The organism is Rhizobium leguminosarum (assembly GCF_004123835.1).
Lineage (GTDB): Bacteria > Pseudomonadota > Alphaproteobacteria > Rhizobiales > Rhizobiaceae > Rhizobium > Rhizobium leguminosarum_M.
Genome location: NZ_MZMU01000003.1, coordinates 529100 through 543009, shown reverse-complemented (window position 1 = coordinate 543009; position 13910 = coordinate 529100). Strand labels below are relative to the sequence as shown.

General features: G+C 62.4%; 11 protein-coding genes. 3 read left to right on the top strand and 8 right to left on the bottom strand.

Annotated features, from left to right (window positions below; genetic code table 11):
* Positions 1-7: 7 nt before the first annotated feature.
* Positions 8-706, top strand: coding sequence for a 6-phosphogluconolactonase (gene pgl / locus B5P46_RS06425; protein ID WP_129417960.1), 699 nt, complete (start codon positions 8-10; stop codon positions 704-706).
* Between the two features lie 76 nt (positions 707-782).
* The gene (gene edd, locus B5P46_RS06420; RefSeq protein ID WP_129417959.1) at positions 783-2606 is read left to right on the top strand and encodes a phosphogluconate dehydratase; all 1824 of its coding nucleotides are present in this window, start codon (positions 783-785) and stop codon (positions 2604-2606) included.
* 77 nt (positions 2607-2683) lie between these two features.
* Here the strand turns inward: edd and B5P46_RS06415 are convergent, their stop codons facing one another.
* From B5P46_RS06415 to B5P46_RS06390, 6 genes are all read right to left on the bottom strand, one after another.
* A complete protein-coding gene (locus B5P46_RS06415; RefSeq protein WP_129417958.1) occupies positions 2684-3037 on the bottom strand; it encodes a hypothetical protein in 354 nt (117 codons plus the stop codon).
* A gap of 175 nt (positions 3038-3212) precedes the next feature.
* Positions 3213-4301: an ABC transporter ATP-binding protein gene (locus tag B5P46_RS06410; protein WP_129417957.1), complete on the bottom strand. Its 1089-nt coding sequence runs from the start codon at positions 4299-4301 to the stop codon at positions 3213-3215.
* 50 nt (positions 4302-4351) lie between these two features.
* Positions 4352-6004 carry an alpha-glucosidase gene (locus B5P46_RS06405; RefSeq protein ID WP_129417956.1) on the bottom strand — a complete coding sequence of 551 codons (1653 nt, stop codon included), beginning with the start codon at positions 6002-6004 and terminating at the stop codon, positions 4352-4354.
* A 34-nt stretch (positions 6005-6038) separates the two neighbouring features.
* Complete coding sequence (locus B5P46_RS06400; RefSeq protein ID WP_129417955.1) at positions 6039-7202, bottom strand: carbohydrate ABC transporter permease; 1164 nt, start codon at positions 7200-7202, stop codon at positions 6039-6041.
* A gap of 1 nt (position 7203) precedes the next feature.
* Complete coding sequence (locus B5P46_RS06395; protein WP_129417954.1) at positions 7204-8217, bottom strand: carbohydrate ABC transporter permease; 1014 nt, start codon at positions 8215-8217, stop codon at positions 7204-7206.
* 187 nt (positions 8218-8404) lie between these two features.
* Positions 8405-9766, bottom strand: coding sequence for an ABC transporter substrate-binding protein (locus tag B5P46_RS06390; protein ID WP_012756090.1), 1362 nt, complete (start codon positions 9764-9766; stop codon positions 8405-8407).
* Positions 9767-10075: 309 nt separating this feature from the next.
* Between B5P46_RS06390 and B5P46_RS06385 the strand changes: the two genes are divergently transcribed.
* Positions 10076-11101 (top strand): LacI family DNA-binding transcriptional regulator, encoded by a 1026-nt coding sequence (locus B5P46_RS06385; protein WP_129417953.1) that lies wholly within the window; start codon positions 10076-10078, stop codon positions 11099-11101.
* Here the strand turns inward: B5P46_RS06385 and folD are convergent, their stop codons facing one another.
* Together folD and B5P46_RS06375 are read right to left on the bottom strand one after the other, a co-directional pair.
* Complete coding sequence (gene folD / locus B5P46_RS06380) at positions 11102-12001, bottom strand: bifunctional methylenetetrahydrofolate dehydrogenase/methenyltetrahydrofolate cyclohydrolase FolD (protein ID WP_129417952.1); 900 nt, start codon at positions 11999-12001, stop codon at positions 11102-11104.
* A 120-nt stretch (positions 12002-12121) separates the two neighbouring features.
* Positions 12122-13894: a succinoglycan biosynthesis protein exop gene (locus B5P46_RS06375; RefSeq protein WP_129417951.1), complete on the bottom strand. Its 1773-nt coding sequence runs from the start codon at positions 13892-13894 to the stop codon at positions 12122-12124.
* Positions 13895-13910: the final 16 nt, after the last annotated feature.

Genomic DNA, 13910 nt, shown 5'->3' with positions numbered 1-13910 from the left:
GACATCGATGGCATCGACCCTGCATTCCTTCGCCAGCGCCGCAGACCTCGCCAGCAGTCTCGCCGACAAGGTCGCGGATACGCTTTCGGCGGCGATTGCCGCCCGCGGAACGGCGTCCATCGCCGTTTCCGGCGGCTCCACGCCGAAGGTCTTCTTCCAGGCGCTTTCGACGCGCGACATCGCTTGGGACAAGGTGACGATCACGCTTGTCGACGAACGTTTCGTGCCGGCCGACAATCCGCGCTCGAACCATCTGCTGGTCGATGCCAATCTGCTGCAGAACAAGGCAAAGGCGGCACGCTTCCTGCCGCTCTATCAGGACGCGGCCTCCGCGGAGGAGGCGGCAAGGCTCGCAACCGAGAAGACCAGGGCGATCAGTTCACCCTTCGACATCGTCATCCTCGGCATGGGTGGCGACGGACACACGGCCTCGTTCTTTCCCGGCGGCAGCAATCTTGCCAAGGCGATCGATGCATCGACGCCGCGCGGCATCATTACCATGGAAGCGGAAGGAGCCGGCGAGCCGCGCCTGACCTTCACCTTCTCCGGTCTTGAGGATGCCGCACTCCTGGTTCTCCATATTGAGGGCGAAGGCAAAAAAGACGTTCTCGCCAAGGCGGAAGGCAGCGGTGACGAGGCAGAAATGCCGATCCGCGCCGTTCTGCGCCGGGCCACTTCCCCGGTCGAGATCTACTGGGCTCCCTGATCGGCCTTAGATCCATTGAGATTTAGGCCAGAGCCGCCGAAACAGATAGAGACAACGAACAAGGCAGGGATATTCCATGTCCGCTCACGCACGCATTTCTGCGATCACCCATCGCATCGTCGAACGCTCGAAACCCACCCGCGAGCGCTATCTGGAACGCCTGCGCGCCGCCGCCTCGCAGGGTGTCGCGCGCTCGGTGCTTGGCTGCGCCAATCTTGCCCACGGCTTCGCGGTCTGTTCCCCCGCCGACAAGGATGCGCTCGCCGGCGACCGCATCCCCAATCTCGGCATCATCACCGCCTATAACGACATGCTCTCGGCCCACCAGCCGTTCGAGACCTATCCGGCGATCATCCGCGAGGCGGCGGCCGAAGCAGGCGGCGTGGCGCAGGTGGCAGGCGGCGTGCCGGCGATGTGCGACGGCGTCACCCAGGGACAGCCGGGCATGGAGCTCTCGCTCTTCTCGCGCGACCTGATCGCCATGTCGGCGGGCGTTGGCCTGTCGCACAACATGTTCGATGCCGCCCTCTTCCTCGGCGTCTGCGACAAGATCGTGCCGGGCCTGGTGATCGCAGCCCTGTCCTTCGGGCACCTGCCGTCGATCTTCGTTCCGGCCGGTCCGATGACCACAGGCCTGCCGAACGACGAGAAGTCGCGCGTGCGCCAGCTCTTCGCCGAAGGCAAGGTTGGACGCGCCGAGCTGCTGGAGGCGGAATCGAAATCCTATCACGGCCCCGGCACCTGCACCTTCTACGGCACCGCCAATTCCAACCAGATGCTGATGGAGATCATGGGCTTCCACATGCCCGGCTCGTCCTTCATCAATCCCGGCACGCCACTGCGCGAAGCGCTGACGCGCGAAGCCGCCAAGCGGGCGCTGGCGATCACCGCGCTCGGCAACGAATTCACGCCGGCCGGCGAGATGATCGACGAGCGCTCGGTCGTCAACGGCGTCGTCGGCCTGCATGCGACCGGCGGCTCGACCAATCATACGCTGCACCTCGTCGCCATGGCGCGGGCAGCCGGCATCCAGCTCACCTGGCAGGACATTGCCGAGCTTTCGGAAATCGTCCCGCTGCTTGCCCGCGTCTATCCGAACGGGTTGGCCGACGTGAACCATTTCCAGGCGGCAGGCGGCATGGGTTTCCTCATCAAGGAACTGTTGAAGCACGGTCTGGTGCACGACGACGTGCGCACCGTCTTCGGCCAGGGTCTCCAAGCCTATACGGTCGATGCCCGTCTCGGCGAAAACGGCGCCGTCGTGCGCGAGGCATCGCCGGAAAAAAGCGTCGATCCCAAAGTGCTCTCCAGCATCGAGACGCCGTTCCAGGCGAATGGCGGGTTGAAGATGCTGCGCGGGAATCTCGGCAAGGCGGTCATCAAAATATCCGCCGTCAAGCCGGAGCGCCACATCATCGAGGCCCCGGCGATCATCTTCCACAGCCAGCAGGCGCTGCAGGATGCGTTCAAGGAAGGCAAGCTCAACCGCGATTTCATCGCCGTCGTGCGCTTCCAGGGTCCGAAGGCGAACGGGATGCCGGAACTGCACAAGCTGACGCCACCGCTCGGTGTGCTGCAGGACCGCGGCTTCCGCGTGGCGCTGCTCACCGACGGGCGCATGTCCGGCGCATCCGGCAAGGTGCCGGCCGCGATCCACGTCACGCCGGAAGCGGTCGACGGCGGCCCGATCGCCCGCATCCGCGAGGGCGACATCATTCGCCTCGACGCGATCAAGGGCACGCTGGAGGTGCTCGTCGATGCGGCCGACATGGCCGAGCGCGAGCCGGTGACCGTCGATCTCTCCGACAATGAATTCGGGATGGGCCGCGAGCTCTTCGCACCGTTCCGCCGCGCCGTCGGACCTTCGGATCAGGGCGCGAGCGTACTCTTCCACCACTGAGCATCGTCGCTCGGACAAACAAAAACCGCGGGGCGCATGCAGCACCCTGCGGGTTTTCGATACCAGTCCGATATCAGTTAGGCGCGGATATCGAGGACGTAATCGCGGTGCGCCGGATGGGTGCTGTAGACGAAGATCTTGTTCAGCTCCTTCTGCGTCAGCAGGCGCAAGAAGCGAACTTCCACCGTGTTGTTGGCGTTGACCTTCATCAGCAGGCATCCGACCTTGGTGATGCGGGCATCCGGAATATCCAGATAGAACTGCTTCGGCAGGCTGAACTGGGTCAGGATCGCGAGCGTCGCGCTGCTCATCGAAATCCGGACAATATCGCAGCGGCGCGAAGCCGCGTGCATGACGCCCTTTTCCGTATATTCGATGCGCGCGGCATTCATGGTGTCCTCCATCTTGAACCGCACCTCGCGGTCATACATGAAGGATTCTTCCTTGCTCAGGAAATGAGATTTTGGCTGTGACGGATTGGAAGCGGCCACGTGCTTATCCCCTCATAAATTGACAGGGAAAAGGTAGCAGCCGATCTTTAACAGAAAGTGAGAATTCGGCCCACCCCGCACAATTCCTGGGGTGATCACCCCAAAAATGGCCGCTTTATTTTCGGTAGGTATGACCGGTTGCGTCAAAGAGATGCAACTTCTGCCTGTCGGCGGCAAACCGCATCCTCTGGCCCTTCTTCACATCGTAGATGCCGGGCAGCTTGACGACGATCGGCTCGCCCGGAACCAGGCCCTCGATATAGAGCAGCGTCACTTCGCCGAGCGCTTCGACGATCGACACTTCACCTTCAAACAGGTAGTCGGCGCCATCGGCAACCCCGAGATCCTCCGGACGAACGCCGAAGCTTGCCTGCTTGCCCATTTCGGACGCATCGGTCGGCACATCGAGCGTCACCGACATGCCGCCGGTGAGCGTCACCGTCGTCTGGCTTCCGGTCCCAGCGATCGTCGCGGGGATGATGTTCATCGCCGGCGAGCCGATGAATTTCGCAACGAAGAGGTTTGCCGGGCGCTCGTAGAGGTCCAGCGGCGCACCGACCTGCTCGATATTGCCGGCGGAGAGAACGACGATGCGATCAGCAAGCGTCATCGCCTCGACCTGGTCGTGGGTGACGTAGATCATCGTCGTATCGGCCATCTGTTCGTTCAGGCGGGCGATCTCGATGCGGGTCGCGACGCGCAGCGCGGCATCGAGGTTGGACAACGGCTCGTCGAACAAAAAGACCTTCGGATCGCGGCAGATGGCGCGGCCGATCGCCACGCGCTGGCGCTGCCCGCCGGAAAGCGCCTTCGGCAGGCGACCGAGATATTGGGTCAGCTGCAGGCTCTCGGCCGCCGCCCGGACGCGGCGATCGATTTCCTGCTTGCTTTCGCCGGCGATCTTCATGCCGAAAGCCATGTTATCGAACACGGTCATATGCGGGTAGAGCGCATAAGACTGGAAGACCATGGCGATGCCGCGCTTGGAGGGCGGCACGTCATTGACGAGATGGCCGTCGATATACATCTCACCGCCGGTGATCGCCTCGAGACCGGCGATCATGCGCAGAAGCGTGGACTTGCCACAGCCGGACGGACCGACGAAGACGATGAATTCGCCCTGCTTGATATCAAGGTCGATACCATGGAGAACATCCACGGAACCGTAGGATTTGCGGATATCCTTCAGCGTCAGTCCAGTCATTTCTCTCTCCCTGTGTTCCCTGGGCCTGTGTTTCCTTAGGCCTATGTTCCTTAGGCAAGGCGGGCGAAATACGCCCCCCAGGCCGGAATATCGATCTTGTCGCCATAGTTGTTGCTGGTAAAGCCATGGCCCGTCAATGCCTGCCATTCTCCCGCAGGCAGAATGACGGCGGCCTCGGCCGGGCTCATGTTGAAGATGCAGAGCAGTTTCTCATTGCCGTATTCACGGGTGAAGACCAGGGTATCGCCCTGTGTTTCCTCGAATTCGATCTCGCCCTTGGCAAAAGCCGGGTGCAGCTTACGGAAGGCGATGAAGCGGCGATAGTGCTCCAGCACGGAAGTCTCGTCGCCCAGCTGAACGCTGACGGCACGCAGGATGTGCTCGACCGGCACCGGCAACCAAGGCTTGACCGTCGAGAAGCCGCCCTGGGCGACCCGGCTGTCCCAGACCATCGGCGTGCGGCAGCCGTCGCGGCCCTTGAATTCCGGCCAGAACTGGATGCCGTAGGGGTCCTGCAGATCCTGATAGGCGAGATCGGCCTCGGTCAGCGCCAGTTCCTCGCCCTGATAGAGGCAGACGGAGCCGCGCATGGTCATCAGCAACGAGGCATAAAGCTTAGCGAAGGCGTCGTGATCGGCGACCAGCCCGCCCCAACGGCTGACATGGCGCATGACGTCGTGATTGGAGAAGGCCCAGCAGGCCCAGCCATCGGGTGCGGCGGCTTCGAAATCCTGCATCACCTCCTCGACGCGCTCCGGCGTCAGCGGATCGGGCGCCAGGAATTCGAAGGCGTAGCACATGTGCATCTTGTCATTGCCGGAGGTGTATTCGCCGACGATTTCGAGGCCGCGCTGGCTGTCGCCGACTTCGCCGACGGCGGCGATCGCCGGGAATTCCTCGAGAACGGCGCGGAAGCGCTTCAGGAAGGCAAGGTTCTCAGGCCGGTTCTTGTCGTAGAGATGTTCCTGAAAATTATAGGGATTGACCGCCGGCGCCGTCGAGGCGTTGCGGCGCTCGGGCGCAAGCGCCGGATTGTCGCGCAGCTGCGTGTCATGGAAATAGAAATTGATGGTGTCGAGGCGGAAGCCGTCGACGCCGCGATTGAGCCAGAAGCGCACGACATCGAGCAGACGGTCCTGCACTTCTGGGTTATGCAGGTTCATGTCCGGCTGCGAGGTCAGGAAGTTGTGCATGTAATATTGCATGCGCGTCGGATCCCACGCCCATGCCGAGCCGCCGAAGATCGACAGCCAGTTGTTCGGCGGCGTGCCATCCGGCTTGGCATCGGCCCAGACATACCAGTCAGCCTTGGCGTTGGTCTTGCTGGAGCGGCTTTGCACAAACCAGGGATGCTGATCCGAGCTGTGGGAGATGACGAGGTCGATCATCACCCGGATGCCGAGGCGATGGGCCTCGGCGATCATCGTGTCGAAATCCACCAGCGTGCCGAAGATCGAATCGACATTCTCGTAGTCGGAAACGTCATAACCGAAATCGCGCATCGGCGAGGTGAAGAAAGGCGAGATCCAGATCGCATCGACGCCAAGGTTTGCCACATGCGGCAGGCGGGCGGTGATGCCCTTCAGGTCGCCGATGCCGTCGCCGTTCGAATCCTGGTAGGAGCGCGGGTAGATCTGATAGATCACCGCGCCGCGCCACCAGTCCTTGTCAGGGGTCGAGATCGATTGGGAAGCCACGTTCATGGAATATCCTGTTTGAAGTCACGTTCGGGAATGGTCATCCTCCCTTGACCGAACCCGCCAGCAGACCGCGCACCAGGTAACGCTGAAGCCCGAAGAAGACGAGCAGCGGCACGATGATGGTGACGAAGGCTGACGCCGTCAAAATCTCCCAATTGCCGCCGCGCGAGCCGAGCAGCGCGTTCAGGCTGCCGGTCAGCACGATGTGGTCCTTGTCGGTGCCGAGGAAGACCATGGCGACGAGCAGGTCGTTCCACACCCACAGGAACTGGAAGATGGCGAAGGAGGCGAGTGCCGGGAAGGACAGAGGTAAAACGATGCGGACGAAGATCTCGAAATCACTCGCGCCGTCGACGCGGGCGGATTCGATGATCTCCTTCGGCAGGCCGGCGATATAGGCCCGCAAGAGATAGATGGCGAGCGGCATGCCGAAAGCGGTATGAGCCAGCCAGATGCCGGGATAGGTCTTCGACGGCTGGCCGAGCATGTTGCCTATCTCGTTGTAGAGACGCAGCAGCGGGATCAGCGACATCTGCAGCGGCACGACGATGAGGCCGACAACGAGCGCGATCAGCAGCGCGCGGCCGGGAAACTCCATCCAACTCAGGGCATAGGCGGCGAAAGCGGCAATCAGGATCGGGATGATCGTCGCCGGGATCGTCACGGTCAGCGAGTTGATGAAGGACTGGCCGATACCCTCGCCGGTCAGAACCGTATTATAGTTCTGCAGCGTGAATTCCGGCGGCGCCGAGACGGATGCATAGATGCGTTTCGGGCGTTGGTCGGGCGAAAAAGCGGCATTCTTCACATAGCGATAACTGCCGTCGCTGTTGATCTGCAGGGTTTCACCGTCGCCGAGATCGGCGGTCTCACCGGCCTTGAAGGCAGCCGGCTGCTGTATGCGGTTGCCGAAGGCCTTCACCGCGCGGCCGGTCTGTCCTTCCAGCACATTGCCCGAGATGACGTAGGTGGCACCCTCCTGTTTTTGCTGGTCGGGTGTACCGAGGCGGACCGCGGCCGTCTGGGTCGAGCCGACGAAGGCCGTCCACCAGCCGGAGACGACGATCTGGTCCTTGTCGCGCAGGGCGCTGACGAAGATGCCGAGTGTCGGGATCAGCCAGATGATGACAATCAGCAGAACGGCTGCGTGAACGAAGAGACGGGCGGGGCCGATCTTGAAGTAGCTTCCGACGGCGGTCATCTCAGTGGCCCTTCAGTTCGCGATTGGCGCGGCGCACGTTCCAGACCATGATCGGCGTGACGGCGAGCATGATGATGATGGCAATGACCGCACTTCGGCCGGAATCACCGCCACCGCGGAACATCCAGTCGAACATCAGGTTCGCCAGCACCATCGTCTGCCACTGGCCATTGGTCATGGTTAGCACGATGTCGAAGACCTTGAGGACGAGGATGGTGATCGTCGTCCAGACGACGGCGATCGAGCCCCAGATCTGGGGCACCATGATACGCCAGAAGATCTGCCAGCCATTGGCGCCGTCGATGACGGCGGCTTCGATCGTCTCTTCCGGAATGCCGCGAAGAGCGGCCGACAGGATGACCATGGCGAAACCGGTCTGGATCCAGATCAGAATGATCATCAAGAAGAAGTTGTTCCAGAAGGGAATGGAGATCCACACCTCCGGCGTGCCGCCGAAGGTCTGGACGATGGCGTTCAGCAGGCCGATCTGGACGTCGTTGCCGCCGCGATATTCATAGATGAATTTCCAAATGACCGAGGCGCCGACGAAGGAGATCGCCATCGGCATGAAGACGATGCTCTTGGCGATATTGCCCCACCAGATGCGATCGGTCATCACGGCGATGACGAGGCCGAAGAAGGTGCAGGCAGCCGGTACGACGGCGAGCCAGAGGATGTTGTTGAAGATCGACTGGCGGAATTCGCGGTCGCCGAGCGCCCATTTGTAGTTGGCGAGGCCGACGAACTGCAGACCGGCACGGTCGTAGAAGGAGAGGATGAAGGTCGCAACGACGGGATAGACGAGATAGACGATGAGCAGGAAGAGCGCCGGGCCGATGAACAACCAAGGCCGGACAAGTGCACGCCGGTTCAGATTGCGCGATGCGGCGCGAATGTCGCCATCCTTCACCGGCAGAGCGAGATCCAGGATCTTGTTCGAAAAATAGAAATAGGCCGAGCACGCGAAAACGGCGACGACCACGACGCCCAAAGCGGACACTATCTGCGACAGCATTTCGTCCCTCCCCTGCTTCCCCTGATCTTATTCCGACCGGTTTTTATGCTGACGGGTCAACGCCGGTCATCATCAATCTATTTGTATTGCCCAATCACAATATATCCTGCGATGGCCGGGCTCTTTGCGAACCCGGCCAGTCATGCAAGCCATGCCGCCGGCAAGCCGGCGGCATAATTTTAAAAGATTACTTGATGCCGTCCCAGGCACTCTGGATTTCGCCTGCAGCCTCTTCAGCGGACTTGCCGCCGACGAAATCGACCATGCCCGTCCAGAAGGCGCCGGCGCCGATCTTGCCCGGCATCAGGTCGGAACCGTCGAAGCGGAAGGTGGTGGCGGAGGTCAGGATATCGCCTTCCTTCTTCATCTGCGGGTTGGCATAGGCCTCGGTGCTGACGCCCTTATACGGCGTCAGGAAGCTCGACTGCGCCATCCAGACCTCATGGGCGATCGGGGTCTTCAGGAAGTCGATGAAGGCGCGGGCCGTCTTCGAGTCCTTGGCGATCGAGACGAGCGTGCCGGCGCCCAGAACCGGCTTGCCGAGTTCGGGATGCGAAGCAAAGGTCGGCATGTAGAAGAAGTCGGCATCCTGGCCGAGCTTCGTGCCTTCAGGGAAGAAGGACGGGATGAACGAGGCCTGATGGTGCATGTAGCACTTCGGCGGAACCGCAAAGAGGCCCTTCGGACTGTCGCGAAAATCGGTCGAGGCCACGGCTGCGACGCCGCCATCGACGTATTTCGCGTTCTTGGCGAACTTGCCGAACTCGTCGATCGCAGCAACGACGGCCGGATCGGTGAACTTCAGCTCGTTGGTCGTCCACTTGTCGTAGGCTTCCGGCGGCTGCATGCGCAGCATGATGTCCTCGACCCAGTCGGTCGCCGGCCAGCCGGTGGCGCCGCCGGAACCGAGACCGATGCACCAGGGAACGCCGCCATCCTTGACGATCTGGTCGGTCAGGGCATGCAGCTCTTCCATGGTCGTCGGGATCTTGTAACCGGCTTCCTCGAAGTTCTCCGGAACATACCAGACGAGCGACTTGACGTCGGCCTTATAAGGGAAGGCGTAGAAGGCTTCCTTGCCGTCCTTGCCCTTGTAGGTGCCGTAACCGACCCAGCTATCGCCGGCGCCGTAATTGTCCTTGATCCACTTGGAGTTGTCGTCGCCCAGCGGCGTCAGGAAGCCCTTGCTGGCGAGATCGGCCAAGAGGCCCGGCTGCGGCAGAACGGCAATGTTCGGCGGCGAGCCCGCCTGCGTGTCGATGACGATCTGCTGTTCGTAATTTTCGGAAGAGGAGTATTTGGCATCGATGCCGGTGGCTTCGGTGAAATAGGCAAGCACGCTCATGAAGAACGCCTCGTCCTCGCCGCGCCACGGCCCGAAGATCGTCAGGGGCTGGCCCTTCAGATCGGCATGAGCAGCCTTGAATTCGTCATAGCTCTTCCAGTTGAACTTGGAATCCTGTCCCGGCGCAAATTTCAGATCGGCCGCAGACGCAGCACCGGCAAAAAGCGCTGCCACGGCAACGCCCATCAAAAATGACTTTTTCATGTGATCAACCTCCCATCACAATCCCAACCGCGCCGAATTCCTTTTAAAAGGAAATTTCAAAGCGCTTTGACACCCAACTCATTCCACTTTCGGTGGAATGGAGTCAAGTCAATTCGCGAAAACCTGCTGTGAACATGCCAGATATTGCAGCATATCGCGGTGCAACAGCGCCTACCGGGGAGATATGGAGCGATTTTTCTTGAGTCAAGCGCGCCAGATGATACATAATTGAAAGCGCTTTGGATGACCGCTGGGAGGATGCGGCCTTTTCAAGACGGCTGACGGGCGGGCTGGGAGGAAGCATAGCAGGTGAATCTCAAACAGCTATCGGAATTGCTGGGGCTGTCTCAGACGACGGTGAGCCGGGCGCTCAACGGCTATCCCGAGGTCAATGAGGCGACCCGGGAGCGCGTGCTTCAGGCTGTCAAGGAAACCGGATACAGGCCGAACAAGGCGGCGCAGCGGCTTGCGACCGGCAAGGCAGGATCGATCGGCCTCGTCATGCCGACGGCTCCCGGCCACCAGTCCGACGTGCATTTCGGTGAGTTCCTGGCCGGGCTCGGCGAAGAGGCCGTGCGCCACGATTTCCACTTCGTCATCATGCCGGCAGACCCGGATGACGAGGTGGCGGCGCTGCGCCGCCTTGCGATCAGCGGCAATGTCGATGCCGTGTTCGTCGCCTATATGCGCGGCCACGACCCGCGGCTCGCCATGCTGAAATCGCTCTCCATGCCCTACGTCGTGCACGGCCGATCCTTCGGTTCGGAGCCGGACTATCCCTATCTCGATATCGACAATGAAGGCGCCTTCTACGACGCGACGCGGCTCCTGCTGCAACTCGGCCATACGCGCTTTGCGCTGATGAACGGACCGATGCATCTCGATTTCGCCATCCGCAGGAGGAACGGCGTCATATCAGCGCTTGCCGAGCGCGGGCTCACACTCGAGGAGGGTTGCATGAGCCACGCGCTGATGACGGACGAACAAGGCCTGCTGGCGATGGAACACTTCCTGCAATTGCCGGAGCGGCCGACGGCGATCCTCTGCTCCAGCACGGTGCTGGCGCTCGGCGCGATCCGCGCGGTCAACCAGGCCGGATTGCGGCTCGGCGAGGATATCTCACTGATCGCCCATGACGACGTGCTGCCGCTGCTGAAGCCGGAAAATTTCTCGGTGCCGCTGACGACCACGCGCTCTTCATTGCGGGCGGCCGGCGTGCGTATCGCGCAGCGGCTGATCGGCACGGTGAAGCATGCCGGCCCTTTCCCCGACCAAGAGCTCTGGAAGACCGAGCTGATCGTCAGGGCCTCGACCGGCCCTGCCCCGCGGCCGTAGTCAAAACTGGGGCGGCGTCTGCCCCGCAGCGCGATGAGCGGCGATCACGGTGTTCGCCATCAGCATGGCGATGGTCATCGGCCCGACGCCGCCGGGAACCGGAGTGATGGTGCCGGCGACCGCCGAGACCTCCTCGAAGGCGACGTCGCCGACGAGCCGGGTCTTGCCCTCGCCCCTCTCGGGAGCCGCCACGCGGTTGATGCCGACGTCGATGACCGTCGCGCCTGGCTTCACCCAATCGGCCCTGACCATCTCCGGCCGGCCGACGGCGGCCACCAGGATATCGGCGTTGCGGCAAACTTCAGCAAGGTTCTTCGTCCTGGAATGAGCGATCGTCACCGTCGCATTGGCATTGAGCAGCAATTGCGCCATCGGCTTGCCGAACAGGTTCGAGCGGCCGATGACGACGGCGTTGAGGCCGGAGAGATCCTCGCCATGGGTGCGGCGAACGAAGACCATGGCGCCGGCCGGTGTGCAGGAGACCAGTCCGGTCTTCAGGTCGCCGATGGCGAGCTTGCCGGCATTGACGGTGCTCAGGCCGTCGACATCCTTTTCCGGCAGGATCGATTGGATAATCGCCTCGCTGTCGAGCGGCTTCGGCAGGGGTAGCTGCACCAGAATACCGTGGATCGACGGATCGGCGTTGAGAGTGGCGACGAGAGCTGCCAGATCCTCCTGCTTCGTTTCGGCCGGCAGCGTGTGCTGAACGGACTTGAAGCCGCACTCCTTGGCCATGCGGCCCTTGGAGCCGACATAGGCGTGGCTTGCCGGATCGTCGCCGACGATGACGACCGCAAGGCCGGTGGTGACGCCGCTGCTCTTTTCCAGCGCCGCCGTCGCACTCTTGACCGTCTGAATGACCGATGCAGCTACGTTCTTGCCGTCGATTACTGTCGTCACGCGTCTCTCCGCCCTGTTTCGCGTCAATCTATGGATAGTTGACGAGCTTGAAATGCTCGCTAACGCCCTATCCTGTCGGAAAGCGGCAATGCAATATCAAAAATGCAAGGAAATGTTCGTTCAACGCAGCGGCTGGCGCGCTTCGAGCGCATGAACACGAAGCCGGTCACGCAGGCCGGAGATCTCGGAGCGCAGCAGTTCCATTTCGTCGACCGGCGCGGGGGCCGGCACAGGCATCGAGGGCAGTGGGGCCTGCGGCCGGGATACCGGCATTTTCTCGCTTGCGGAATCGGCGACGGGCCTACGCAGCCGGAGCAGGAAAGCCGCAGCAAGGCCTATCGCAAGGCCCGCCGCGGCACCGGTCAGCGCGCGGCCGATCAGACCATCGCTTCCCGATACTGCGGTTGCCAACGCCGGCTTCAGGAGAACGATACGACCGTCGGCGGCCGTTTCCACCGCTGCGGACGTCGCCTCTTCGAGGCGCGAGCGCGCGGCATTCGCCTTTTCGCTGAGTTCGGTCAGGCGTGACAAATCGACGCCGGTGTCCCGGCTCTGGGCGATCAGCGTGTTGCGTCGATCGTTCAGGCCCTTGCGCGCATCGACGGCGGCCTTAGCAGTGAGGTTGGCAGTCTGGGCAAGACGGGTAAGCTCCTTGCCCATATTCTCCTTCAGACCGTCCGTTTCGGCCTGCTGCTGCAAGAGGCGCGGATGGCGCGGGCCAAGCTCGGCCGAAAGCTGCGCAAGCGTCGTTTTGGCGACGGCATATTTGTCGCGCCAGTCCTGCAGCGCCGGCGAAAGCATATCGGAGGGGAGCGAACCGTCGAGCACTTCGGCAAGTTTTGCGGCCTTGAGCCGGTCGGCCTGCGACTTGGCGGCAAGGATGTTCTGGTCGGCCTCTTTCAGATCGGCATCGAGCCGGTCGATCTGGCGGCGAAGATCGATCGCCACCTTGACGTTGCCCTCGCCGCTCTTCGCCGTGAAGGCGGCAAGCTCCGCCTTGACCTCGTCATAGGTTTTACGCAAGGCGGTATCGGTCTCGACGTTGCCGCCGGCTCCGTCTGCTGCGGAAACCGCTTCGGCAAGCCTTGCGGCGATGCGCATGGATTTGCCGCTGTCGCCGGTCGTTACCCTGACGAGGATGGTGCCGGCGGCGGTATCGGGCAGTATCTCGACCGCATGTTTCAGCGTCGCCTCGGCGCGGGAGGCCGGATCGGCAGCAGCACCGGTCGCCGAGAGGAGATCGAGAGCGACGCCGAGCGCATTGGCGCTGGCGCCGGCAAATTCGGGATCATGATCGAGTTTCAGGGCTGCGACCGTCGAAGCAACCACCCTCGCCGACAGCAGTCCTTTCACTGCTGCCTGGGTGAAGGCAGCGCGGCTTGCGGCATCGCTCTTCACCGCAAGCGTCGCCTCGGCACGGTAGAGGACCGGCGAAGCTGGCATCAGCGCCGGCAAGCCCGCGCCGATGATCGTCGCGGCGGCCACCATCATCGCAAGGCCGATCCCGCTTGTTCGACGCCGCGGCGCTGCCGGCCGGGGCTCGGCGGGGTCTTCATGGACCGCGGCCAATGGTTCGGGTGAGATCATCGGCTCGTCGGCCGGAACGCTCAGCTCTTCATCGCCCGTCGGCTCCTGAGGAAGCGGATGGCCGACGTCGTTGGCGGCCCGGAGACGATTGCCGAGGATGGTTTCGATGCGGTCGACCAGCGGTGCGGTGCGCGCCGCCCTTGTGCGCTGTTCTTCCAGAGCGCGGCCGATGGCGCGCAGCAATTCGGCCTCGGGCGGCGCGATATCAGGCCGACTCGACCGGGGCGCCCCATAGGAATCGTCATGGGGGCGCGGCCCTGCGGCTGCGCGATCCTGGAAGCTGTTTCTGGCCCTGATATCGTACATTTGCGCCACATCTCAT